The organism is Roseinatronobacter bogoriensis DSM 18756, assembly GCF_004366635.1.
GTDB lineage: Bacteria > Pseudomonadota > Alphaproteobacteria > Rhodobacterales > Rhodobacteraceae > Roseinatronobacter > Roseinatronobacter bogoriensis.
The window spans coordinates 645,183-669,614 of record NZ_SORN01000002.1; the positions used below are offsets into that span (position 1 = coordinate 645,183).

A 24,432-nucleotide genomic window follows, 5' to 3' on the forward strand; every position below is an offset into this window, starting at 1 on the left:
GGTCCGATGACGTCCCAAGTCGATCCGACAAACCTCTCTGGCACCGATCAGGTCGAAGGTGGAACCATTCCGGGCAACCTGCGCTCTGCCGACAGGTTCCAGCCAAAGCCCGTGCTTTGGCTGATTACGGCGGTAGCGGTGGCTTTGTCTCTGTTTCAACTTTACACGGCAGGGATCAAGCCGCTTGGCCTGTTCTATCAGCGCACAGCGCATCTGGGTTTTGTGCTCTTTCTGGCCTTTCTGATCTTTCCGGTATTTGGCCAAACCCGAAGGCGGGGCGTACTCGGCTGGGTCATAGACGCGGGTTTTCTGACGGCGGCGTTTTTAAGCGGATTTTACATCATCTGGTATCTTGACGATATCATTGCGCGCGCCGGTTGGTGGACATCGACTGACGTTATGGTGGGTATCATCTGCATCATTGCCGTGCTGGAAGCCAGCCGCCGCGCAGTCGGGCTGGGCCTGACCGTGATCGGTGCCTTGGCTATTTTATACGCGCTGGCCGGGCCACGCGGCGCTTTGCCCGGTCTTGGCGAGTGGATGCCCGGTGTGCTGGCCCATCGCGGGGCCAGCGTGGACCGGCTGGTGGGCCAACTTTATCTGGGGCAGGAAGGTATTTTCGGCCTTCCTCTGGGCGTCGCTGCAACCTTTGTCTTCATGTTCGTTCTGTTCGGCGCGTTTCTGGAAAAGACGGGCGCGGGCAAATTCTTCATTGATCTGGCCTTCGCCGCAACAGGGCGCAAACCCGGCGGCCCTGCAAAAGCCGCAGTTATCGCCTCGGCGGGGATGGGGTCGATTTCCGGCTCTGCCATTGCCAATGTGGTGACAACAGGGGCATTCACGATCCCGCTGATGAAACGGCTGGGCTACAAGCCCAAACAGGCTGGCGGGATAGAGGCCGCCGCCTCAACCGGCGGACAAATCACCCCGCCCCTGATGGGGGCCGGTGCCTTCCTGATCTCGGAATACACACGCGTGCCTTATATCGAGATTGTCATGGTCTCGATCTTCCCGGCGATCCTCTATCTGGGGACGGTTTATCTGTTCGTGCACATTGTGGCGATGAAACAGGGCATGAAAGGCATGTCGCCAACGGAATTGCCTATCGTGCGGCAGGTTCTGAAAGCGGGTTGGCAATTCATTGTGCCGCTTGTTCTGCTGGTCTGGTTGCTGGTCAACAACATCTCGCCCATGCGGGTAGGGTTCTGGGCCATTCTATCGGTTATCGGCGTGGCGGGATTGCGCGGGGTATGGGCGCTTTGGGCTGACGGGCCACTCTCCAGCGCGCGAATACAGGCATCCATCATGCGCGGGTTGCGGATGATTTTTGAATCACTCGAACTGGGCGCGCGCAACGCGGTCGCCGTTTCGATTGCCTGTGCCGTTGCGGGGATCATCGTGGGCGTTGTCGGGCTGACCGGGCTGGGCCTGAAATTCTCATCCATGATGATCTCGCTCTCAGGCGGTAACATCGTGATCGCGCTGGGTTTGGTGCTGATAGCCTCGCTGATCCTCGGGCTGGGCCTGCCAGTGACGGCCAGCTATATCGTGCTGATCGTGCTGGTCGGCCCTGCCTTGCATAATGAGTTCGGCATTCCGCTGCTGATCGCGCATCTGGTCGTGTTCTGGTATTCGCAAGACAGCAATGTCACCCCCCCTGTCGCCCTTGCAGGCTTTGCAGGTGCCGCCGTCGCAGGCGCGAAACCCATGGAAACCAGTGTGCAGGCATGGAAATTCGCCAAGGGACTGTACCTGATCCCGGCATTCATGGTGTTCAACCCTGTCATCATCACTGGCGGCGAAATGTGGCATGTGCTGCTGACAGGCACGATCATCATCATTGCGCTTGTAGCCTTTGCCGCCGCCATCGAAGGGTATCTGTTCACATGGATCGACCCTGTCTCGCGGCTGGCAATGGTGCCTGCTGTTATTGCGGTGTTCCATCCATCGCTGAGTGTGGAACTGGCGGGTGCAGGGGCACTGCTGGCCTTGTTGGGCTGGAACTGGCTACAAGCGCGACGCAGCGTCACGGCCTGATGATCGTCATTTGATAAAAGCTACCCGATGACAGCTTTGAGCCCATTGTGGATTGTGACCGGCGCGGAACCAAGGCTGAAGGCCGCCGCGCAGCGGCTAAAATCCGCGCGCGCCGTGTCAGAATGCCAAACTTTTCATCTGCCCCAGACTTGACAGATATCATCAATCACACTGATCTGAATTGCACGCGCGCGCAACCTAGGCACTTCGAATCGCGCGGCACGACAACGATAATCAAGGCCGGGCAAAAGCCCCGTCCAGTCAGGCATTCGAGGCGCACCCATGCAGATCAGACTTCTGGTTTATGCGGCATTACTGGCCATCACCGGCACCAGCACGCTGCATGCAACCGCAACCCAATGTGAAACCAAGATCGACGGAGAGCCCGTCACAATCTTCTATGACACCGAAGACCCCACATTCTCATCTTTTCGGGAACGGTTTTTGCGCCGTGGTCACCAATGCCCCGGCGCTGTGGTCATCACCTATCTGATGCCCGATCTGTCGACTTCTGAACGCGAGGTGTTCTGCGCAAATTACGACCCCGAGACCCGCAGCCATTCAATGCCCGCACAAGGGCGGCGCGATGCCTATGGCCGCTGTGTGGAACCCTCCAGAACCTGCGCCCTGGTCAACACCACCAAGCAAGAGGCAATGGCGCTGATGGGGGCGGTCAAGCGCGCTGAAGAGGGCAACCGCCCCGGCTTGCTGTCGTCAACAATCACAGCCGTCACACATAGCTCTGGCGCGATGATCCTTTCGGGCAATGCGGGCGCGTTGACAAGTATGTTAACGTCTGCGGGCGCAACGGTCGGCGCAGCCGTCAGCGCGCCTGCCGTGCTGGCAGGAGCGGCGGCCAGCGTGGTTGTCATCGGGGGTGCGGTCTATCTATGCAGCGACGAGGAATAAGCCCGTCACGCGCGGGCTAAGCGACAAGCACCATCGCGCGCGATGTCAGCCATGCCAGAACCGCGTAACGCCCGGTCTTGGCGATGGCTACAAGCAGGGCAAACTGCCACAAAGGGGTGCGCATGACCCCTGCAACCAGCGTGAACCATCCCAGAACAGGTGCCCAACTGAACAACAGTGACCACACGCCGTAGCGGCGGAACCAGATTTGTGTGCGTTCAAGCTGCTCTGGTCGCATCGGGAACCAGCGGCGGTCGCGATAAGTCTCGACCCGCATCCCAACTGCGTAATTCACGAAAGCGCCCAAGGTATTGCCCAGACTGGCAACGCCGACCAGAAGCACCAACCCTGTCACATTGCCAAGCTGCAAGGCGACAAATACCGCTTCGGACTGAAAGGGGATAATCGTCGCAGCCAGAAATGCCGCGGCAAACAAGGTGACGAGGGCAGTCAGGGTAATCATGTGTTGTTTTCTGGCAGATGCGCGCGCACGGCAAGGGCATGATGCTGCCCTTTCGGCAGCAAACCCGGACACACCCAAACGGGCAGGCTAAATCCGTACACCTTCGCGCCCGGCAAGATCGGTGAAAAACTGCCACGCAACGCGCCCCGACCGGCTGCCCCGCGTTGCCTGCCACTCTATGGCTTCGCTGCGCAAGCGTGCGGGATCTATGCGCAGCCCGTATGCCGCACAATAGCCGTCAATCATCGCAAGGTACTCGTCCTGATCGCAAGGATGAAAGCCCAGCCACAGACCGAAACGGTCTGACAAGGAAACCTTTTCTTCAACCGCCTCTGAAGGCGAGATTGCCGAAGAGCGTTCATTCTCGATCATGTCACGCGGCATCAGGTGGCGCCGGTTGGACGTGGCATACAGCACCACGTTTTCCGGCCGCCCTTCTACACCACCATCCAGCACCGCCTTCAGCGATTTATAATGCTGGTCGTCATGGCTGAAAGACAGATCATCACAAAACAGAATGAACCTGGCCTGAGAGGCGCGCAAATGCCCCATCAGACGACCGATCGACGGCAAGTCCTCACGCTGGATTTCCACCAGTTTGAGAACAGAAGAAGGCTCCAGTTCCAGCACGCGCGCATGGACCGCCTTGACCAGTGAGGATTTCCCCATCCCCCGCGCGCCCCAGAGCAGCGCATTATTCGCAGGCAAACCTTTTGCAAATTGCACGGTATTGTTCAAAAGCGTGTCGCGTGCACGTCCGATGCCGACAAGCAGATCAAGAGCCACGCGGTTCACTTGCGGAACAGGATGCAGATGATCAGGTGCCACATGCCAGACAAAGGCATCGGCAGAATTCACATCCGGGGCCGGAGCGGCTGGCGGCGAAATCCGCTCCAACGCGTCGGCAATACGGCGCAAGGCATCCCCCTGCTCGCCTGCAAATGTCATTTCTCGTCTTCCAGTTCGTCTTGGAAAATCTCGTCATCCTCGTCATCCAGCAGCCCTTCGCGGCGCAGCTCTTCGTTGCGCTTGCGCTCGACATAGCCAACAAGGCGGATCGAGATTTCATAGAGGCCATAGACAACAGCAAACAGGATGACTTGGGTGATGACATCAGGCGGGGTCACAAGCGCCGCCAATGTCAGAATGCCCACAATCGCCCATTTCCGCCCGGCCCGTAGCCCCGCTTCGGAAACAAGCCCTGCCTTGCCCATCAAGGTCAGTAGAACCGGCAACTGGAAACACAAACCAAAGGCGACAATAAACTTGATGGTCAGGTTCAGGTATTCCTGCGCAGACCCCTGAAACACGACGGAGAGCGGCGCCGCCCCCGGCACACCTTCGATAACCTCGCCCCCTGCCCCAAATTGCTGGAAACCAAGGAAAAAGTTGTAAGCCAGCGGCGTGACCACATAAAATGCAAAAGACGCCCCCAGAAAGAACATGAAGGGAGAGGCGACCAGGAAGGGCAAAAAGGCATTCTTTTCAGAGCGATACAACCCCGGCGCCACGAACCGCCACATCTGCGCCGCGATCACCGGGAAGGACAACATGAAGCCGCCGAGAAGCGAGACCTTGATCGCGACGAAAAACCCTTCCTGCGGACTGATGAAGATCAGGTCACAATCCTGCCCCCGAGAGGCAAGTGCGTCACAAAGCGGCGCGGTCAGGAAGTTGAAAATCGGTGTCGCGACGGTAAAGCACAGCACCATACCGACAACGAAAGCAAAAACAGACTTGATCAATCGGCTGCGCAATTCCGCCAGATGTTCGATCAGCGGCGCGCCCTTGTCGTCAATGTCATCACGCGGATTGGTTGTGCTCATGCTTTGCTCTTGTCCGGCGTATCGTCACTTGGGCGATCCGAAGGTTTCGCGGCCCGCTGCGCTTCAGCCTTCGCAGGGGCAGGTTCAGCTTCGGTGACGGGTTTGGCTTCGCTCGCTGTTGCGGGTTTGGCGGATGGTGCCGGTGTCGCTGTCTTTCGCACACGTTCCTTGCGCAGGTTTTCCATCTCTGCCGAGATGCGGTCCATCGCTTCTTCGTCGTCATCGGAAGTATCTGCCGGGGCATCAGATTTGGCTGATTTCTTCTTTCCCGGGTCTTTCAGCGGGTCCCAGTTGCGCATCTTGTTGACTTCGTCCAACCCCATGCTTTGGGGGTCCGTCGCTTTGCGCAAATCGCGTGCAACATCCTTCACGCCGGTTGAATCTGCTGCATCATCCATGGCACGCTGAAATTCACGCGCCATCGACCGGGCCTTGGCGGTGAACTGGCCAAGCGAGCGGAACATCTTGGGTAGATCTTTCGGACCGACCACGATCAACGCGACGATGCCGACCACCATCAGCTCTGTCCAGCCGAGATCAAACATCACATCCCCTTTACACCTGACCACTCAGGCTTACGACAGCCAAAACCGATACGACGAACACTCACCTCCGAAGATTTCAGTGAGAGGACGGATCAGACCTTGTCCTTGTCGTTTTCAGGAGTGATGTCACGCACGGTTTTCGTGCCTTCATCATCAGACGCTTTCTCAATCTCGTCAGAGCCGTCCTTGAGGCCCTTCTTGAACGACGTAATCCCTTTGCCCACTTCGCCCATCAGCGCGCTAACCTTGCCGCGACCGAAAAGCACAAGCACGACAACCGCAATGATAATGAAGCCAGCAGGCCCGATATTGTTCAGCATGAGTGTCTCCCTCTGCCGCGCCAGCCAACAGGACTGCGCAGTCATACGCATTCCATTTATGGATTATCGACGCCAGATCAAAGCCCCAAATTGAATATCGGGACAATTTCCTGTGCCTAACAGGGGTAAATTCAGTCCCAAAGCTCACAAGCGGCCGCATGTACCGGCCCCATGACGCGATTGCGCCCTGCTTCCTTGGCCTGATACAGGAATTCATCGGCGGCTGACATCAGCGAATCCCGTGTGTCGGTCTGCGCACTGCAAGAGGCCACGCCAAGGCTTGCTGTGAAGTCGATTGAAGGAAAGTCACGCACGATTGTTCCTTCTATGACCGCGCGCAAACGTTCGGCAATTTCCATCGCGGCCTCTACATCAGCCAACAGGATAACGCCAAATTCCTCACCCCCAAGCCGACCCAGCCGGTCGCAGGGGCGCAGCTCCGATTGAACGACATGTGCAACTGCACGCAGTACCGCATCGCCAGCGGCATGGCCATATGTGTCATTGACCTTCTTGAAGTGGTCTAGATCGAACACAATCAGCGAGCAGGCAACACCGCTGCGCGACCATGTGGCGACAGCGCGGCCAAGATCGACCATGAATGCGCGCCGGGTCAGTGCACGTGTCAGCATGTCGCAATGCGCAACCGACCATAATGCATGGTGTTCAGCGGCGAGGACGGCGAACCCCGCCAGCATATGGGCAGCACCAGATTCGAATTCATGCGCATAAGCCCGCAGAATACCGATACGCCGCCCCTGATGTACAAGCGGGGCCTGAATGCAGGCAAGACCCTCTGGCGCCGGATGCGTCGGCGCACCATCGAACTGAATAGTGACATGCCGCGCGCCCGTGGTCTGACGAACAAGGTAAAAGATGGTGTCATATTGCTCTTGCACGGAATCCGGGGCTGCAAAAGATGCATCCTGCCCTGTAGACGCTTGCGAAGGTAAGTCATATGCCATCGTCATTTTTCTCGCTTGTTGCCTAAAAACCTAAACAGTTTCGCGCGGTGTTCCGTAAAATTCACACTGACATTTAATTAGATTTTAATTATGGCGTTTTGTAGGCCAGACTGGGCCGTATTGAAGAGAAGGTTAACTCGGTCGCGCATACGATTTCTAGCTATGTGCTGCGGACAAGTGCTCTAGTGAAGCAGTGTTGCCGCGCAAGTGCGGGCGCTGCGATATCAGTGTCAATCTTGCTCCAGCAAGGACCGAAACTGACGTTTTTGCTTGTCTGTCCAGGTCACCTGTAGCTTGTAGCCATCTGCGTCCTGCTGCTCTTGATCCACCACACCTTGCGCAAACAGCCATGCGCGCACGCGACCTTGTGCAAAACTCAAGCTAACCTCTGACGCGTAGCGCGTATCGTCCAGTTGTTCGGTCAGGGCAGCAAAAAACGCCTCCAGCCCTTCGCCCGTGACGGCAGAGCCAAGATAGACATCCTTCTCCAGCTGCGCGCGCTCTTGCAAGGCGGTGCGTTGTTCTTCGGGCAGCAGATCGGCCTTGTTCCAAAGCGATATCTGGCGTGTCTGCACCCCCACCCCCAGATCAGCCAGAATATCGCGCACATTGCGCGCCTGTTCCTCTGATTCGGGATGGGCAATATCGCGCACATGCACGATCAGATCCGCCTCCAGCACTTCTTCCAATGTGGCGCGAAAGGCCGCAATCAGTTGTGTCGGCAAATCCGAGATGAAGCCCACAGTATCCGACAGAATCACATCCTTGCCCGTAGGCAAGCGCACAGCGCGCATGGTTGGGTCCAGCGTCGCAAACAGCATGTCCTTTGCCAGAACTTCAGCCCCGGTCAGGCGGTTGAAAAGCGTGGATTTGCCTGCATTGGTGTAACCCACCAAGGCCACGACCGGAAATGGCACCTTTCGCCGCGCCGCCCGGTGCAATTCGCGTGTTCGCGTCACTTTGCCAAGCTGTCTGCGCAACCGCACCATCTGGGCATCAATCGCGCGCCGGTCCGCCTCAATCTGAGTTTCACCCGGCCCACCGACAAAGCCAAGCCCACCGCGCTGGCGCTCCAGATGGGTCCAGGCCCGTACAAGGCGCGTGCGCTGATAGCTCAGCGCTGCAAGCTCGACCTGCAAGACACCCTCGCGCGTGCGGGCACGATCGGCAAAGATTTCAAGGATCAGCCCTGTTCGATCGAGAAGTTTGACCTTCCACGCCCGCTCCAGGTTACGTTGCTGCACAGGCGTGACGGGACCATCTATCAGAACCAGATCAATCTCGGAATCCTGAATGGCCTGCGCCAGTTCCTCGACCTTGCCGGAACCGAACAGCATACCGGGATGCGCTTTTGGCAGGCGGACGATTCGGTCATCCACCACATCCAACCCTGGCAGGGCTTGCGCAAGCGATACCGCCTCGGCCAAGGCAAGCTCTGGGTCGCGCAGTCGTACATGGGCCTTTATCTCTGGATGCAGCACCATAGCGCGGGTCGGCTTTGCCCCCGTTTCAATGCCACGTTCCACAGGTTCAGAAGGCATTTGAGAAATCAGCCTTCACCCTCATAGAGTGAAATCGGCTGCCCCGGCATGATGGTCGATATGGCGTGCTTATAGACAAGCTGGCTTTGTCCATCGCGGCGCAAAAGCACGCAGAAGTTGTCAAACCAGGTGATCACACCTTGCAGCTTTACACCGTTAATAAGGAATACGGTAACTGGAACCTTGTTTTTGCGAACATGATTAAGAAACGCGTCTTGCAGATTTTGTTTGTCACTGGCCATGCGCTTGCCTTTTTGTCAGGGCGTGTTTGATCTACGCAGAGAGCCTCGTCTCCCCATAAGTTGATTATGGGCTGCGATTTGGAAAACTTCCAGCCCCGAAACCTGATAAATTGCGATACAGACGAAATTTTATTTCTCACCCGCCAGATAAAGCTGCATTAGCGACGCCAGAATATCGAAAGCAGCAGCAGTAGTTCAAGGCGTCCAAGCAGCATTCCGAGTGCCAGAATCACTTTCGCGGCATCCCCAAGTTCTGCCCAGTGCAGAACCTCTGGCCCTGCGATATGGACGAGTGGCCCCGTTGTGGTCAGCGCAGCTACCGCAAAGATTGTGGCATCTTCCAGCCGCAACCCTGTGAAGGTCAGGAGTGCTGTTAGCGCCGTCAGGGTAAAAATGAAGATCATCAGAAAGAGCCACGCCGAAAATGCCCCGTCACGGCGCAGGCTGCGCAGGCGCTCGCCATCACCACCGACACTGTCTGGATAAACCAGTTTCGACACTTCCCGCCGTGCCTGCCATGTCAGGGCAAAGATGCGCATCAGTTTAAGCCCGCCCGCTGTCGTCGCAACGCCACCGCCCAACATGGCCAGCCCCAACACCACAATCCCAGCCGCACCCACGAAAATACCCGAAACGCCGCCTCCAACCTCGCTGATGAAACCTGTCGTGGTAAGGAATGACAGGCTTGTAAACACATGGCCCCAGATCGTCGCCAATTGCGCCCCCAGCCCAGATGGCGACGACATGAACGAAGCACGCAGGATCAGTGCCACAAGGATAACCGCAAGAATGACTGCCGCCAGTCGCAATTCAGGGTCATGCAAACGCGGTCCCTGCATTTGCTGCATGCTCTGCGCGCCCGGCCATAGACGACGACTCAGCGCGAATATCAAGAAGCAGGCGATCAACATCTCTGAAGCGAGGCCATTTATCGCGCCTTCAGGCGCGATTCCAGAGGTCGACAATGTGGACATGGCCAGCATAAGCGCCACAAGCGGCGGATTGCCCGCGATGGACAGCGCGACCCAAAGAAACAGGGTCACCCCCACATAGACCGGCGCGATCACCCGAAGTTGGTCTGCCAGACGCGACAGAACCTTGTCATCATAGCTTTCATCTATCCTGATGGATTGGTGCATCTCGCCCCTGCCAAGAGAAGCACCGACAACCCCGGACTGGTTGCGAAACAACTCAAATCCACCCAAGTTCAGCGGCGCAAGCAGCGCAACGGCAATCGACATCAGGAATAACCCGCCGCCCCAGGCAACGGTCGCGCGCCACAGGTGCAGGCTGCGCGTCACCTCGCCTTCCAATATGCTGGCGCCAGTGGTGGTAAAGGCGGACAACATCTCAAACCAGGCATCAACAAAGCGGATACCTGGCACGGCCTCGGTCAGTGGAACGGCCATCAGAACCGGCAGGAAGACATAGGCGAAAGACAGGTAAAAGAACGGATGCGCACTTGTCATCTTCTCGACAGAGCCAGAGCGGTTGGCAAGATGCACAAACAGTGTCACAGCGCCCAGCAATAGCGCAGAGTACAGAAAGGCGCGTGCAAGCTGATGCTCGCGCAAAGTAAACCCCACGGCTGCGGGCAACAGCATGGCCAGCGCGGTCAGCCCCATCAGGGCAACCAAAATCACCACTCCATGCGATCTGCGCGGCATCAAGGCCTCTCTCTCGCGCTTGGGTGCGACACTAGAAAAATTCAACCGCGACTTGCAGCAATTCATCGACCTTCGGCACATCCCCGGTCAGCGAGAAGATCACCACAAGATCCCCTTCGCGCAGGACCATATCACCGCTAGGTCGCAAGAACTCTCCCTTGCGAGAAACCCCGATCAGCAAGGCCCCTTCTGGAAAGGAAATGTCGCGCACCCGTGCATTCGACAATTGCGAGGTGCTGAGAACCTGTGCCTCGATCACCTCGGCCTCTCGGTCGCCCAACAAATAGACCGAACGCACACGCCCATGCCGCACATGGCGCAAGATGGACGAAACTGTGAGCGCACGCGGGTTGATATGCGCATCAATCCCCATTGCATCGGCCAGCGGGACCATACCAGGGTCATTGATCAGCGAGATGGCCTGTGTCGCCCCAAGGGATTTTGCGCGCACCGCCGCCAGAAGATTGGTGCGGTCATCATCTGTCAGCAGCAAGACAGAGTCGATCTTGCCGATACCGGCCTCATCCAGCAGGTTTGCATCCATGCCATCGCCATGCAGCACGATAGAGCGTTCCAGCCCGTCAGCTGCAGCCTCGGCGCGGGCGCGATCACGTTCAATGACTTTGACGCGGACGCGCACAGGCTGGTTCTCCAAGGCACGCGCAACCGACAGCCCGACATTGCCGCCACCGACCACAAGCACCCGTTCCTGCCGAGCTGGTGATTTGCCGAACACCTCAAAAGCGCGCGGCACATCGCGGGCATCGACCAACACATAGATCTGGTCGCCCGCATAAAGCTGATCTTCGGGTTCGGGCGCAAATAGCCGTTTGCCACGGCGTACACCTGCCACCATGATCCGCAAGGTCGGGAACAAATCTGACAACTGACGCAAGGATGTGTTGAGAACCGCGCATTCCTCGTCCAGAGACAAGCCAATCAGCAGCGCCTTGCCCTGAAAATACTCCTGCACATCGAAAGCTTCGGGATAAGCCACCCGCTTCAGCGCCGCCTGAGAGACTTCACGTTCGGGGCTGATGATGACATCAATCGGCATATGCTCGCGCCGGAACAGGTCCGAATAGCGCGGGTCCAGATAGGACAGTTCGCGCAGCCGCGCGATCTTGCGGGTTACGCCGAAAACCGAATGCGATACCTGACAGGTGACCATGTTCACCTCGTCAGAATAGGTCGCAGCGATGACCATATCGGCATCCCGCGCGCCAGCCTGTTCCAGAATGTTGGGGTGGCTTGCAAAACCTACAATGCCTTGCACATCCAGCGTGTCGGTCGCGCGGCGTACAAGTTCGGGCTTGCTGTCAACAAGCGTGACGTCATTTCTCTCACTCGAGAGATGGCGCGCGATCTGCAAACCGACCTGACCCGCCCCGCAGACAATAACCTTCATGGCGAAAATCTTTCCTTATCTGGCGGCAACCTGACGCGTCATGTGTCAGCAAGGCCTGTCTAGTTCAAGCCTTTGCAATAGTTCGCGCCGCATCACCCCTTCATTTCGGACAGTTTAGCCGTATTGACACCAAGCGATTTCAACTTGCGATGCAGCGCCGAACGCTCCATGCCGACAAAAGATGCAGTGCGGCTGATATTTCCGCCAAAACGCTTGATCTGTGACAGCAAATATTCCCGCTCGAACAATTCGCGCGCCTCTCGCAAGGGCAAAGTGGTCAGACTTCCTGACAAAACCAGTTTCGGGTCACTCTCATCGCCTTCGGATGGGGTTTCGGATTGCAGATCACGAATGTCGATTGGGCGACCTGCATCGCCCAGAATCATCGCGCGTTCAATCACATTGCGCAACTGGCGAATATTTCCCGGCCAGCGCATCGCTTGCAGATGCGCGCATGCAGCATCGGACAATGTCCGCTTCGCTAGTCCCTGCCCCCGATGCAGATCGTCGATGAAATACTCGGCCAGCAGCGGAATATCCTCGCGCCGTTCTTCAAGACCGGGCACTGCAATGGGCACCACACTCAACCGATCGAACAGCTCTTGCCGGAATAGCCCTTCGCGGACCCGACCGGACAAATCCTGACTGGTCGCACTCATGACGCGCAAATCCACGCGGACCTTGTCGGCGCCGCCAACACGGGTGAACTGCTGTTCAACCAGTACCCGCAATATCTTGGACTGGGTGCCCATCGGCATGTCGGCCACTTCATCCAGATAGACCACGCCGCCATGCGCCTGCTCCAGCAGACCCGGTTCTACGCCGCGTTCGGGGCTTTCGCGGCCAAACAGCACCTCTTCCATGCGCTCAGGCTCTATCGTGGCGGCGGATACGCAGACAAACGGGCTGGACGCGCGGTCGGAGTGTTCATGCACATAACGCGCTGCCGCTTCCTTGCCGCTGCCTGCCGGTCCGGTGAACATGATCCGCGCATTGGACCCTGTCACCTTTTCAAGCTGTGCGCACATGGTTCTGTAGGCATGGCTTTCACCCAGCATCTGCGCACTGCTGTTGTCACGCCTGCGCAACGCCATATTCTCGCGCCGCAGACGCGACGCTTCCATTGCACGACTGACAACCACCATCAGCTTGTCGATATTGAAGGGCTTTTCGATGAAGTCATAAGCCCCTTGCTTGATCGCTGCGACCGCAATTTCCACATTGCCATGCCCCGAGATGATAACGATTGGAATATCCGGGTTTGACCGTTTGACCGTCATCAGAATGTCGATACCATCCATCTTGCTGTCCTTCAGCCAGATATCGAGCACCATCAGGGCAGGTGGGTTTGCATTGACCTCGGCCATCGCCTCGTCAGAGTTTGCCGCGCGACGGGTTGTAAAACCTTCATCCTCAAGAATATCCGAGATCAACTCGCGGATGTCACGTTCGTCATCGACAATCAGAATATCACTCATGCGTCACTACTCGCCATTTTTGTCATGTCTTCCTCGGTCATCTGTTGGGGGGACAGGCGCGGCAATCGGATCACAGCCTTTGCGCCAGCATGGGTGTCGCCCTCAAAAATCTCTGCATCTTCAAGCCGCAAGGTGCCGCCGTGTTCTTCCATAATTTTCCGTACAATCGACAGGCCAAGCCCGGTTCCGGCTGCGCGGGTCGTCACATAAGGTTCGAACAGTCGCGCGCGATCCTCTGGAAGGCCGATCCCGTTGTCAGAAATCGTGATGCGCAATTCTGCATCCTGCGCCTCGAAACACACCCGTATTTCTGGAACAAATGCTGGCGTGTCTTCATTTTCTAACCTTGTTTCAATAGCTTCCCCGGCATTCTTAATCAGGTTTGTAAAGGCTTGCGCCATCATCGTTTCATCAACTTCAACGATTACAGGGGTATCGGGCAGCTTCGTTTGGAACCTGACATCCGGCTGCCCGCTTTCCTGCAACAAGGTGCAATCGCGCAGAATTGCCGCCAGATCATGCGGACGGCGATCCGGCTCCGGCATGCGTGCAAACCGGGAAAATTCATCAACGATGCGGCGTAAATCATTGGTTTGGCGAACAATTACAGATGTAAGCTGCGACAGGCTTTCTGCGTCTTCTGCGTCCAGCTTGCGCGAAAATTTTCGTTCGATCCGCTCAGACGAAAGCTGAATCGGGGTGAGCGGGTTCTTGATTTCATGCGCGATCCGGCGCGCCACATCCCCCCAAGCGGCCATGCGCTGCGCAGAGACAAGTTCGCTTACATCGTCAAAGGCCACAACATAGCCTTCCAGTTGCGCATCACTGCGACGGCGTTCGGCCATGCGCACCAGCAAAGTTTCCAGCCTGCCAGAACGCGAGAGCCTGAGTTCTTCCTGTACGCGGCCAAGATTGGTTGAGGTGCTGCGCAAACGATCCAGAAGCGGCGCAAATTCCGGCACGACCTGGTCGAGCGGCTCGGCCGGGCTGGCTGTCTCGTCCAACTCCAACATAGCGACCGCCGCACGGTTGATGAACTCCACCCTGCCCTCAGCATCCAGTCCGATCACGCCCGCAGTTACAGACCCAAGCACCGAGTCGAACAAGCGCCTGCGCGCTTCGATCTGGCGGTTATTTTCAAGCAGGGTTTCGCGCTGGCCCTTCAATTGCCGCGTCATCTGATTGAAAACGCGCCCCAGCAGCGCAATTTCATCATCATCGCGCGCGACTCTCACCTGCACGTCCAGATCGCCGCTGCCCACCTGCCCCGCGGCCTCGGCCAAACGCCCGACAGGACGCGCAAGCCGTTCGGCAAAATTCAGCCCCAGCCAGATGGACCCCAGAATGAGAATAAGCGCGAACCCAAGATAAAGCGCACCGAATTGAAACAGCAATCGCCCGCGCTCGCGTTCAAGCTGCTGGTAGAACACAACTGTTTCACGGGTTTCATCCAACAAGCTCAGGATATTGCCATCCACCTCTCTGGCAACATAGAGATACCGGTCAAAGTAATTATCCAAGGCAACAAGCGCACGGAATTCATTGTTGGGCCAATCGCGGATAATCACAATCTCTTCCTGAGCCTGCGCGATCTGTTCTGGCGTCAGCGGGGTGAAATTGAACCTAAAAGACCGCTCTCCGCGCGCGCGGATCTCACCCTCGCCATCGACGATGAAGGCCACGCGCAGGCCACGCTGAATCTGCGCTTGCGCCTCGGACAACAAGCTGCGCAATTCACCCTCTTCAAGCAGCGGAAAGACACGGCGCACAGTTTCAAGATATGCGGCCAATTCGCCCGCATCCGTGCGCAAATCGCGTTCCTGCTCGAATTGGTACGCCTCTGCGGCGGCAAGCGAATTGCCGACCACGCGCTGCACCCGATCCGAAAACCACCCCTCAAGCCCGACATTCAGTGTAAGTGCCGCAAAAACGGCCACTGTCACCGTTGGCACCAGGGCGATGGTCGCGAACAGCGTAGACAGCCGCAAATGTAGCCGCGACCCGGCCGAATCCGACCGTCGTGCCGCGACCAGCCGCGCAACGCGCATGGCGACCAGCGCCGCGATAATCAGGACATAAACAAGATCAGCCAGCAGGACCAGCAACAGGCTGCGCGAGTCGAACACCTGCCCCATTGGCCCCAAAGCCATAAGGGTCAGAAATACAAGCAGCGGTCCTGTCAGAACCAGAACCAAAGCCATGCGGTTGGACAAGCGTCCATCCCCCATTCCGGTCATCGCCGTCTTCAACATGGGCGATCTGGTTCCCTGATCACGCGCACCCCCTCCGCCAGCATCTTTTCCGTCAAAAGGGATAGTCCTTTTGCACGATGCGTTGCGGCGAGTTTGCCACATGACCTGTGGTAATTCTACATCAAATCACAATTTGTCAGACGCGCAGATCAAGTCAGTTTTCGTCTGCGCGAGACGGCAATATCAAGCTCGGTGATTTTCTTGCGCAATGTGTTGCGATTGATCCCCAGAAGGTCAGCGCAACGCGCCTGATTTCCGCCTGTCGCGTCCAAAGCCAGTTCTATCAACGGGGTTTCCACTTCGCGCAGAATGCGCCCATACAATCCCGGGGGCGGCAAATCCTGCCCATGCAGATCGAAATATCGGCGCAAATGTCGCGCGACGGACTCTGACAGGGTTTCATCGGTGAAACGATCCCCGACTGTCACAGCACTTGGCTGGCTGTGCAACGCCGCCTCAATCTCCGCGCGCGAGATGATCGGGTCCGTGCTGGTCAGCCCAAGGCGGCGCAAGGTATTTTGCAACTGTCGCACATTGCCGGGCCACGAATACAGGCGCACAACCTCCATCGCTTCGGGCGAGAGGCTGCGCAGGGTCGCACCTTCATCCGCAGCTTGTGACAGGAAGTGACGCGACAGTGGCTCCAGATCATCGATCCGTTCGCGCAGCGTGGGCACATTCAGCACCACACCACCCAACCGATAATACAGATCCTCGCGCAAGCCACCTTCGGCCAAAGCGCGTGTCAGATTGCCCTGTGCGGTTGCCATGACGCGCGGCCCGTCCTCGGGCAAGGCATCCAGCAGACGCGCTGCGCGCAGTTGCGCATCCGTGTCGTATGACAGGATTTCATCAAACAACAGCGTTCCCCCGCGCACACGCGACATCAGCACCTGCGCGCCGTCGAAAGTGTTCAGGTCTTCGGCTGTGGCGGCCACAAAGGGCTGATTGCGCCGATCCGACAGGTCATGCAGGGTGCGTGCGATCAGGGATTTCCCTGTCCCGGATTCGCCCAGGATCAGCACAGGCATGGCAGAGTTGATGACCCGCGCGATCAGCCGGTACAGCTCCTGCATGACCGGTGTGCGGCCAACCAGAGGCATGGACTCCATGCTCAGCATATCGCCGCGCGGCGCCGGGCTTGGCCGGGCAGGTGGTTCATTTGACCCAACGCGACGGCGGTTCTTCATGGCCGCCCCCGCCCGCTTCAACAGGTCAGGCAGGTCGAAAGGTTTCGGCAGGTAGTCATGTGCATCCACCTCATTGGCCTGGATGGCGGTCATGATCGTATTTTGCGCCGAAATCACTATAACAGGCAGGTCGGGGCGCTCCTGCGATATCTTGGGGATCATCTCGATCCCATTGCCATCGGGCATCATCACATCTGTGATCACCAGATCGCCGCGCCCCTCTTCGACCCAGCGCATCAACGTGGTCAGGCTGGAGGTGGCATGCACCTTGCAACCCGCGCGTGTCAGCGCCTGTGTCAGGACAGTGCGGATCGTGCGATCATCATCTGCCACCAGAACTGTGCCGTCCATCAGCGACTCTCCTTGCTGTCAGTCATCTTGGGTGCCCGAGGCAGTGATATCCGAAACACCGTGCGTCCGGGCCTGCTGTCAACCGAGACCCAGCCATCATGCGCTGCGATGATTTTCGACACCAATGCCAGACCAAGGCCTGTGCCGTTTTCACGCCCGGAAACAAAAGGGTCAAATACCTCATCTGCAATCTCGGCAGGTAATCCGGGGCCATCGTCGATGATCTCGACATGAATGGGCAAGGCGACGTCCTGCCCACTGGCACCGCGCAACCGCAGAGATTGCTCAAAAAACGTCTTGATGCGAATGCGCCCGCCCATCATCTGTGCGTGCGCGGCATTCTTCAGCAGGTTCAGGAATACCTGTAAAAGCTGGTCTGCATCTGCCCAGACCGGCGGAAGCGAAGGGTCATAGGAATCGCGGATCTGCATATGTGCCGCAAACCCCACCTCAGCAGAACGGCGCGCCCTTTCCAGAACATCGTGAATATTCACAGCACGACATTCAGGGGGGCGCTGGTTGCCGAACTGCTCAACCTGATCCAGCAATTTGACGATGCGCTGCGTCTCGGCCACGATCAGATCGGTCAATGCGCGATCCTCGCCACTTAGCCCCATTGAAAGAAGCTGCGCCGCACCCGTTATTCCCGCCAGAGGGTTCTTGATCTCATGCGCCAGCATCTGCGACATGCCAATCGCAGAACGTGCGGCATGGCGAATGCCATCCGCCTTGCCCAGCTTTCCTGCGATTTCGCGCGGGGTCATCAGCATCAGAACCAGATCACGCCTATCCCCCAACAGCGCAAGCTGGATTGCGCAATGCACACTCGGGCGCTCGCCCTGCGTGACGGGCACATCATTGATGAAAACTGGCGCGCGGTTTTCGCGGCATCGTTGCAATGCCGTTTCTATCGGCGCGTCAATCTGGACAATCTGCGCCAGGGGCCGCTCCAGCACCGACCGACGCGACAGGCTGAGGAATTGTTCTGCTGCCGGGTTACAATCGATAATACATTCCGCCCCGTTCTTCTGTCCGATCATCAGGGCGGGAACAGGCAAGGCAGACCAAATCGTCCCCGTGGGCGGCGGTGTCATGCTGCGCGCTCCAGATCCTGCTGAGGCGCCAATGCATCGGGCAGCAGGCGCAACACCTCTGCAGGATCGGTCGCCGTCAATAGCTTGTGTCGCAGCACAGTCGAGCCATGTGCCGCATCGCTATACCAGCCCAAGTGCTTTCGCGCGGTCTTGAGGCCAAGCTCACGACCATAAAACGAAAGAATCGCTTCATAATGCGCGCTGACCAGGGCAACCAGTGCTTTTGCCTCGGGAACCTCAGGCGGCGCATATCCGAACAGATCGGCGGCAACCTGCGCCAGCAGCCAGGGCCGCCCCTGCGCACCACGTCCAATCATCACGCCAGCCGCGCCTGACTGTGCCAGGGCCGTGCGCGCCGTTGCACGCGATGTGACATCGCCATTGGCGATCACCGGCACAGGACAGGCCCGCACTACATTACCGATAGCGGCCCAATCGGCCTTGCCTTTGTAAAACTGGCACCGCGTGCGACCATGGATTGTGACCATGCGAACGCCCGCATTCGCTGCGCGCACCGCAAGCCCTGCCGCGTTCAGGCTATCATCATCCCAGCCCAAACGGGTTTTGAGCGTCACAGGAACATCAACAGCAGAAACCACAGCCTCAATCAGGCGCAGGGCAAGATCAGGCTCGCGCATCAGGGCAGACCCGGACATGCCGCCGACGACTTTCTTGGCCGGGCACCCCATATTTATGTCAATGATCTCGGCCCCGTTATCGGCGACCATGCGCGCGGCCTCGGACAGCCAATAGGCGTCACGACCAGCAAGCTGAACGGCAGTGCGCACCTCGCCCAAACCCAGTTCGGCGCGCGCTTTGGCCCGCATCGAGGGCTTGGCTTGCACCATCTCCTGACTGGCGACCATCTCGGACACGACCAGCCCCGCGCCAAAACCCGCGACCACTCTGCGGAAGGGAAGATCGGTTATTCCTGCGAGAGGCGCCAGCAGTACAGGCGGGTTGATTCCCAGCTCTGCCAATGGCCCACCATCGGGGGCGCGATCAGTTTTGTGGTCTTCGTGCATCAAGCTGCCCTGTACTCTCATGTGCTTTGTCCTAGCCCTGCATATCCCTTGACGCAAACCAGATCAGCGGAAATCTGGCGAGAATTTCATCAAATGATTAAATTATAGGCACAAAATTTAGGCTATCGCGCGGATTGTCAGCACGGGTTGCTTCGGCCTATAGCAGGTTCGTATATTTCAAAGGGACACCATATGCACCACAACATTGCAGCACTTATCGTCGCGGCAGGGCGCGGGACACGCGCGGGTGGCGACCTGCCCAAGCAATGGCGCGAATTGGCAGGGCGCAGCGTTCTGGAACATACATTGGATGCATTCCGACGCGCTGGCATCAAGCGCATCATTCTTGTGATTCACCCGGATGACCGAGAGAAGGCAAATCGACTGGTGGCCCCGGACGTGACCCTAGTAAACGGGGGGGATACGCGGGTCACATCGGTTCGTGCAGCACTTGAGTCACTTGTGACCGACGCACCGCAGCATGTCCTTATTCATGACGGTGCGCGCCCGCTGGTCAGCGCAAGCGTGATCAATGATGTCCGCGATGCCTTGCGCCATGCCGAAGGCGCTGCCCCCGCCTTGCCTGTCGTCGATGCGCTCTGGCGTGGCACTGACGGGCATGTTGCCGCCGCAGTACCCCGCGCTGGTCTTTTCCGGGCACAAACACCCCAAGGTTTTGGTTTTTCTTTCATTCTGCAAGCCCATCGCGCCTATGAAGGAGAGGCGGCAGATGATGTCGAGATCGCGCGCGCTGCGGGTATGGAAATCGTCATGACACCGGGTTGTGAAGATAATATAAAGCTGACCTATCAGGCAGATTTCGACCGTGCAGAACGGCTGATTACACACAGACAGGAACGCGACATGGATATTCGGCTGGGCAATGGATATGATGTGCATCGCTTCGGGCCGGGCGACGGCTGTTGGCTATGCGGTATAAAAGTGCCCCATAACCGCGCGCTGCAAGGCCATTCTGACGCAGATGTGGGCATGCATGCCCTGACAGATGCGATTTATGGCGCGCTGGCAGAGGGCGATATCGGGCGCCATTTCCCGCCCAGTGACCCGCAATGGAAAGGCGCGGACAGCCGGATATTCCTGCGCCATGCTGTCGAGTTGATGCGCGAACGGGGTTTTCGGCTGAACAATTGCGATGTGACCTTGGTCTGCGAGCACCCGAAGATCGGACCACACGCGCGGGCCATGCAGGCGGAACTTGCTGAAATCATGGGTTGCGAAGTGCATCGGGTCAGCGTCAAGGCCACCACGTCCGAGCGTCTGGGCTTTACCGGCCGCGAGGAAGGCATTGCTGCGATTGCCACGGCCTGCCTTGGCCGCAATGCTGGCGACACCTGATCCGGGGCAGCTGGACTAGCTGTGTTGCGTTGCCCCTTCTACAGAAAGCAACACGGCAAAGGCAAACAGGGCACTGCTATCTTTGGCAGGCTTGAACGCCCTGCTGGCCGACGTCGCTGCATAAGGTCACGCTCAGTAGATATACCTGATCTGGTCGCCCCAATACCGCTCCAGCTTTTTCAGGCTACGCGCAACAGTGTCGAGTGTGCTGTAATCGACAATTTCGTCCTGCTGCATTTTACGCGCATGCTGCGAGAACATATCAGCAAGTTTGTCGCGGACTTCCTGTCCTTGTGGCGTCAGGCGCACGCGCACAGACCGCTTGTCGACCGCACAGCGTTGGTGATGCATGTAACCAAGCTCAACCAGCTTCTTGAGGTTATAGGTCACATTTGACCCCTGATAATAGCCGCGTGATTTCAGTTCCCCTGCCGTCACCTCATTGTCACCAATGTTAAACAGCAACAAAGCCTGAACCGGATTGATCGTCATGACACCCAAGCGTTCGAATTCATCTTTTATGACGTCAAGCATCAGGCGGTGAAGTCGTTCCAACAACGCAAGATTATCCAGATATCGCGACAAGTATTCATTCCGAAGCGAAGGCCCAAATTGCTGCTGAACGCTCACCAGTATCTCCATCATGGTAAAACTTACAGAACCATCTCAGCAAGTGGCAAAGAATTCGTTAAAATGCCGCTGTCACGGGGTGATTTTTTCTAAAGTTTGAACAATAGCCAAGCCGCACAGAACACCGCGCCCTCCATTGAAATGGACGGCGCGGCGCTCGTGGTTTTCGTCATCTGGGGAAAGGTGCCGCCTTGAGTGACGAGGGACAGCTTGGCGGGACAAAACCGCAGCGCAATGGCGGAGGGGTCAAGGCAGCCACGCATCGCCGGGTTGCGAACACTGGGCGCTAAGGGGCCGTCTGCTGCATCAGTCGCGTCTGATAATGTGGCGCCCCCCAATGGGCGTTGGATTGCCAGTCGGCTTGCGGCTGACGTTCGGCAAGCGCATCTGAAATTTCGACCTCATCAAAACCCGACCGCCGCGCCATTGCATATTGATCAGAGATCACATGCCCCCGCGCCCGCAACCGCCCCGCATACCCCATGCGGCGCAATTGGCGCGCAATGCTGAACCCCCGCCCATCTGAAAAAGCCGGAAAATCAACACGGATCATCAAGATCCCATCCAGCCGCCCTTCCAATGCCTCTGGCGCGACATCAGAGGGCAGGTCCAGCGCAAGCGGTTGTTCGTCCGGGTCCGCGTCAAATGCCTCCAGCGGTGTGAAGCCCGCGCGCCAATCATCCGGGCCAAAGCCAGTATCCGTTACGATAATCGTCATGCTGCATCTTCCTGTCTGATGGGCCGTGGCACGCCGCCGGTGAAATGAATACCACATTCCGTTTTCGCGGAGCCCCGCCAACGACCGGCGCGCGGGTCTTCGCCCTTGTTCACCCGCGTTGTGCAAGGCGCGCACCCAATGGACGGGTAGCCCTGCGCCACAAGCGGATGGCGCGGCAGATCATACGCGTCAAGATAATCCGCAACGCGATCTGCGTCCCAATTTGCCAGCGGGTTAAGTCGAATGCGCCCGGTTGCGGGTTCCACCTCGGCGCGTTCAAGCAGGGCGCGGGTATCAGCCTGATAGCGCTTGCGCCCCGTGATCCAGCCATCATAGCCTTGCAACGCGCGACCCAGCGGTTCGGATTTTCGCAACTGGCAGCAGGATTCAGCATCGCTACGGTGCAACAACCCGTCCGGGTCGCGGGTAAACAGTTCCGACCTGTCAGGTGTGATCGACTGCACATTGCTCAGGCGCAGATGCGCGGCAAGGTCGCGCTGATAGGCCACGGTTTCAGGAAACAGTGCCAATGTGTCGATAAACAGCACCGGCAAGGCGCGGTCGATCTGCGCGACCATGTGCAACAGCACCGCCGAGTCGGCCCCGAAGGACGACACCAGCGCCACCCGGTTCAGACGCGCAATCCCCGCCGCAAGAAATTGCTGCGCGGACAACGCTTCAGAGCGGGACAGAAGAACCCCGACACTGTGTTTCGGATCAGGCTGCATCTGCCCGCCCTCCTGTCTGATACAGCGCATCCTTGAACGGCTTGGGACCAAGACGGCGGAAAGCCTCGATAAAGCTTTCGCCCTCGCTGTCGCGCAAGTCCAGATAAGCTGTGATCAACCGGTCTATCGCCGGGATGATCTGGTCATAGGCAAAGCCCGGACCTGCACGCTCGCCCAATGCGGCTGTTTCAGTCCCGTCACCGCCAAGGGTTATCTGGTAGTTTTCCACCCCCGCACGATCCAGCCCCAGAATCCCGATATGGCCGACATGATGGTGGCCACAGGCATTGATGCAGCCCGAAATCTTGATCTTCATCGCGCCGATATCCAGTTCGCGTGCGCGAAAGGCTTGTGCAATCTCCTGTGCCACGGGGATTGAACGGGCCGTCGCCAAAGCGCAGTAATCCATGCCGGGGCAAGCAATAATGTCCGAGATCAGGCCGATATTGGCCGTCGCAAGCCCCGCTGATTGCAACGCGGCATGAACGCTCGGCAGGTCGGATTTATGGACATGCGGCAGGATGACATTCTGTTCATGGCTGATGCGCAACTCATCATGGCCATATTGCGCTGCCAGATCCGCCATGACGCGCATCTGATCGGCGGTCGCATCACCGGGGGTCGCGCCATGCGCTTTCAGGCTGACCGTTACTATAGCGTAATCCGGGTGGCGATGCTGTGCAAGATTGGTGTCCGCAAAAGACCTAAACACCGGGTCATGCGCATAGGCCGTATCATATGCTGTCGTCGGCGCGTTACGAAAAGCAGGGGGCGCGAAAGCCGCGCGCAGATCGCGCAAGATAGCCTGATCGGCCCCGCCCCATTCGGCGCGCAGGGTCTTGAACCGCCGCGCAACACGGGCACGCACCTCTTCCAGCCCCAATTCGTTGACCATGATCTTGATGCGCGCCTTGTATTTGTTATCGCGCCGCCCAAAGCTGTTATAGGTGCTCAGGATCGCCTCGATATAGGGCAGCAGATCGGCCTCGGGGATGAACTCTGCCAGAACCTTGCCGATGACGGGTGTCCGACCCAGCCCACCGCCGACGACCACTTCGAAGCCCGGTTCGTCGCCCTGCAAAACCATACGCAAGCCGATATCATGTGCGCGGGTCACGGCGCGGTCATTGGGGCTGCCAGTGATGGCAATCTTGAACTTGCGCGGCAGGAACTGGAATTCGGGGTGATCGGTTGACCATTGGCGTAACAATTCGGCCACCGGGCGCGGGTCGGCAATCTCGTCCGCCGCGGCCCCTGCGAAATGATCGGCGGTGACATTGCGCACGCAATTGCCCGAAGTCTGGATGGCATGCATGCCCACCTCGGCCAGCGAATCCAGCATATCGGGCACATCGCGCAGGCGCGGCCAGTTGAACTGGATATTCTGGCGCGTGGTGAAATGGCCATAGCCCTTGTCCCAACGCTCGGCAATCATGGCCAATTGGCGCATCTGGGCGGAATTCAGCGTGCCATAGGGAATGGCCACGCGCAGCATATAGGCGTGCAGTTGCAGATACAGCCCGTTCATCAGGCGCAGCGGCTTGAATTCATCTTCCGTCAAGGCCCCGGAAATGCGCCGCTCGACCTGCGCGCGGAACTGGGCGTTGCGGGACTTCAGGAATTCGTGGTCGAAACTGGAATAGGTGTACATGGCAGGCAATCCTTGTGTCAGTAGGGCAATTCAGGC

The 24,432-nt window shown here is 58.1% G+C and carries 22 protein-coding genes; 3 read left to right on the top strand and 19 right to left on the bottom strand.

All coding sequences use genetic code 11. The annotated features are described in order from the left end of the window. Positions 1 to 6 precede the first annotated feature (6 nt). Both EV660_RS07890 and EV660_RS07895 read left to right on the top strand, forming a co-directional pair. Complete coding sequence (locus EV660_RS07890; RefSeq protein ID WP_071481131.1) at positions 7 to 2,037, top strand: TRAP transporter permease; 2,031 nt, start codon at positions 7 to 9, stop codon at positions 2,035 to 2,037. A 282-nt stretch (positions 2,038 to 2,319) separates the two neighbouring features. Beyond that, complete coding sequence (locus EV660_RS07895) at positions 2,320 to 2,946, top strand: hypothetical protein (RefSeq protein WP_071481132.1); 627 nt, start codon at positions 2,320 to 2,322, stop codon at positions 2,944 to 2,946. Positions 2,947 to 2,962: 16 nt separating this feature from the next. Here EV660_RS07895 and EV660_RS07900 read toward each other — a convergent pair whose 3' ends face one another. From EV660_RS07900 to dusB, 15 genes are all read right to left on the bottom strand, one after another. Further along, the gene (locus EV660_RS07900) at positions 2,963 to 3,409 is read right to left on the bottom strand and encodes a YqaA family protein (protein WP_071481133.1); all 447 of its coding nucleotides are present in this window, start codon (positions 3,407 to 3,409) and stop codon (positions 2,963 to 2,965) included. A gap of 87 nt (positions 3,410 to 3,496) precedes the next feature. Continuing rightward, on the bottom strand, positions 3,497 to 4,357 hold the full coding sequence (locus EV660_RS07905; RefSeq protein WP_071481134.1) for an ATP-binding protein: 861 nt from the start codon (positions 4,355 to 4,357) through the stop codon (positions 3,497 to 3,499). Continuing rightward, positions 4,354 to 5,235 (bottom strand): twin-arginine translocase subunit TatC, encoded by an 882-nt coding sequence (gene tatC, locus EV660_RS07910; protein ID WP_071481135.1) that lies wholly within the window; start codon positions 5,233 to 5,235, stop codon positions 4,354 to 4,356. The genes EV660_RS07905 and tatC overlap by 4 nt, the downstream gene beginning before the upstream one ends. Then, positions 5,232 to 5,780: a Sec-independent protein translocase protein TatB gene (gene tatB, locus EV660_RS07915; RefSeq protein WP_071481136.1), complete on the bottom strand. Its 549-nt coding sequence runs from the start codon at positions 5,778 to 5,780 to the stop codon at positions 5,232 to 5,234. Before tatB ends, tatC begins: the two co-directional genes overlap by 4 nt. Before the next feature lie 92 nt (positions 5,781 to 5,872). Then, positions 5,873 to 6,100 carry a twin-arginine translocase TatA/TatE family subunit gene (locus tag EV660_RS07920; RefSeq protein WP_071481137.1) on the bottom strand — a complete coding sequence of 76 codons (228 nt, stop codon included), beginning with the start codon at positions 6,098 to 6,100 and terminating at the stop codon, positions 5,873 to 5,875. 131 nt (positions 6,101 to 6,231) lie between these two features. Then, positions 6,232 to 7,071 (bottom strand): GGDEF domain-containing protein, encoded by an 840-nt coding sequence (locus tag EV660_RS07925; protein ID WP_071481138.1) that lies wholly within the window; start codon positions 7,069 to 7,071, stop codon positions 6,232 to 6,234. A 224-nt stretch (positions 7,072 to 7,295) separates the two neighbouring features. Next, positions 7,296 to 8,606, bottom strand: coding sequence for a GTPase HflX (hflX, locus tag EV660_RS07930; protein WP_071481139.1), 1,311 nt, complete (start codon positions 8,604 to 8,606; stop codon positions 7,296 to 7,298). An 8-nt stretch (positions 8,607 to 8,614) separates the two neighbouring features. Next, positions 8,615 to 8,848, bottom strand: coding sequence for an RNA chaperone Hfq (gene hfq, locus EV660_RS07935; protein ID WP_071470717.1), 234 nt, complete (start codon positions 8,846 to 8,848; stop codon positions 8,615 to 8,617). 158 nt (positions 8,849 to 9,006) lie between these two features. Beyond that, on the bottom strand, positions 9,007 to 10,515 hold the full coding sequence (locus EV660_RS07940) for a TrkH family potassium uptake protein (RefSeq protein WP_071481140.1): 1,509 nt from the start codon (positions 10,513 to 10,515) through the stop codon (positions 9,007 to 9,009). A gap of 31 nt (positions 10,516 to 10,546) precedes the next feature. Then, complete coding sequence (gene trkA, locus EV660_RS07945; RefSeq protein WP_071481141.1) at positions 10,547 to 11,923, bottom strand: Trk system potassium transporter TrkA; 1,377 nt, start codon at positions 11,921 to 11,923, stop codon at positions 10,547 to 10,549. A 92-nt stretch (positions 11,924 to 12,015) separates the two neighbouring features. Further along, on the bottom strand, positions 12,016 to 13,401 hold the full coding sequence (gene ntrX / locus EV660_RS07950) for a nitrogen assimilation response regulator NtrX (RefSeq protein ID WP_071481142.1): 1,386 nt from the start codon (positions 13,399 to 13,401) through the stop codon (positions 12,016 to 12,018). After that, positions 13,398 to 15,653: a sensor histidine kinase NtrY-like gene (locus EV660_RS07955; RefSeq protein WP_100319171.1), complete on the bottom strand. Its 2,256-nt coding sequence runs from the start codon at positions 15,651 to 15,653 to the stop codon at positions 13,398 to 13,400. The genes ntrX and EV660_RS07955 overlap by 4 nt, the downstream gene beginning before the upstream one ends. Before the next feature lie 149 nt (positions 15,654 to 15,802). Continuing rightward, the gene (locus tag EV660_RS07960) at positions 15,803 to 17,194 is read right to left on the bottom strand and encodes a response regulator (protein WP_071481144.1); all 1,392 of its coding nucleotides are present in this window, start codon (positions 17,192 to 17,194) and stop codon (positions 15,803 to 15,805) included. Next, positions 17,194 to 18,288 carry a two-component system sensor histidine kinase NtrB gene (locus EV660_RS07965; protein WP_071481145.1) on the bottom strand — a complete coding sequence of 365 codons (1,095 nt, stop codon included), beginning with the start codon at positions 18,286 to 18,288 and terminating at the stop codon, positions 17,194 to 17,196. The genes EV660_RS07960 and EV660_RS07965 overlap by 1 nt, the downstream gene beginning before the upstream one ends. Further along, positions 18,285 to 19,313: a tRNA dihydrouridine synthase DusB gene (gene dusB, locus EV660_RS07970; RefSeq protein WP_071482194.1), complete on the bottom strand. Its 1,029-nt coding sequence runs from the start codon at positions 19,311 to 19,313 to the stop codon at positions 18,285 to 18,287. The genes EV660_RS07965 and dusB overlap by 4 nt, the downstream gene beginning before the upstream one ends. 192 nt (positions 19,314 to 19,505) lie before the next feature. Here dusB and EV660_RS07975 point away from each other — a divergent pair, with 192 nt between their 5' ends. After that, the gene (locus EV660_RS07975) at positions 19,506 to 20,669 is read left to right on the top strand and encodes a bifunctional 2-C-methyl-D-erythritol 4-phosphate cytidylyltransferase/2-C-methyl-D-erythritol 2,4-cyclodiphosphate synthase (protein WP_071481146.1); all 1,164 of its coding nucleotides are present in this window, start codon (positions 19,506 to 19,508) and stop codon (positions 20,667 to 20,669) included. A gap of 132 nt (positions 20,670 to 20,801) precedes the next feature. Here EV660_RS07975 and EV660_RS07980 read toward each other — a convergent pair whose 3' ends face one another. From EV660_RS07980 to EV660_RS07995, 4 genes are all read right to left on the bottom strand, one after another. Beyond that, the gene (locus EV660_RS07980; RefSeq protein ID WP_071482195.1) at positions 20,802 to 21,311 is read right to left on the bottom strand and encodes a MarR family winged helix-turn-helix transcriptional regulator; all 510 of its coding nucleotides are present in this window, start codon (positions 21,309 to 21,311) and stop codon (positions 20,802 to 20,804) included. 274 nt (positions 21,312 to 21,585) lie between these two features. Beyond that, positions 21,586 to 22,017 carry a DUF934 domain-containing protein gene (locus EV660_RS07985; RefSeq protein WP_071481147.1) on the bottom strand — a complete coding sequence of 144 codons (432 nt, stop codon included), beginning with the start codon at positions 22,015 to 22,017 and terminating at the stop codon, positions 21,586 to 21,588. Next, positions 22,014 to 22,745 carry a phosphoadenylyl-sulfate reductase gene (locus EV660_RS07990; protein WP_071482196.1) on the bottom strand — a complete coding sequence of 244 codons (732 nt, stop codon included), beginning with the start codon at positions 22,743 to 22,745 and terminating at the stop codon, positions 22,014 to 22,016. The genes EV660_RS07985 and EV660_RS07990 overlap by 4 nt, the downstream gene beginning before the upstream one ends. After that, entirely contained in the window at positions 22,735 to 24,396 is a 1,662-nt protein-coding gene (locus EV660_RS07995) for a nitrite/sulfite reductase (protein WP_071481148.1), read from the bottom strand. The genes EV660_RS07990 and EV660_RS07995 overlap by 11 nt, the downstream gene beginning before the upstream one ends. Between the last annotated feature and the right edge of the window lie 36 nt (positions 24,397 to 24,432).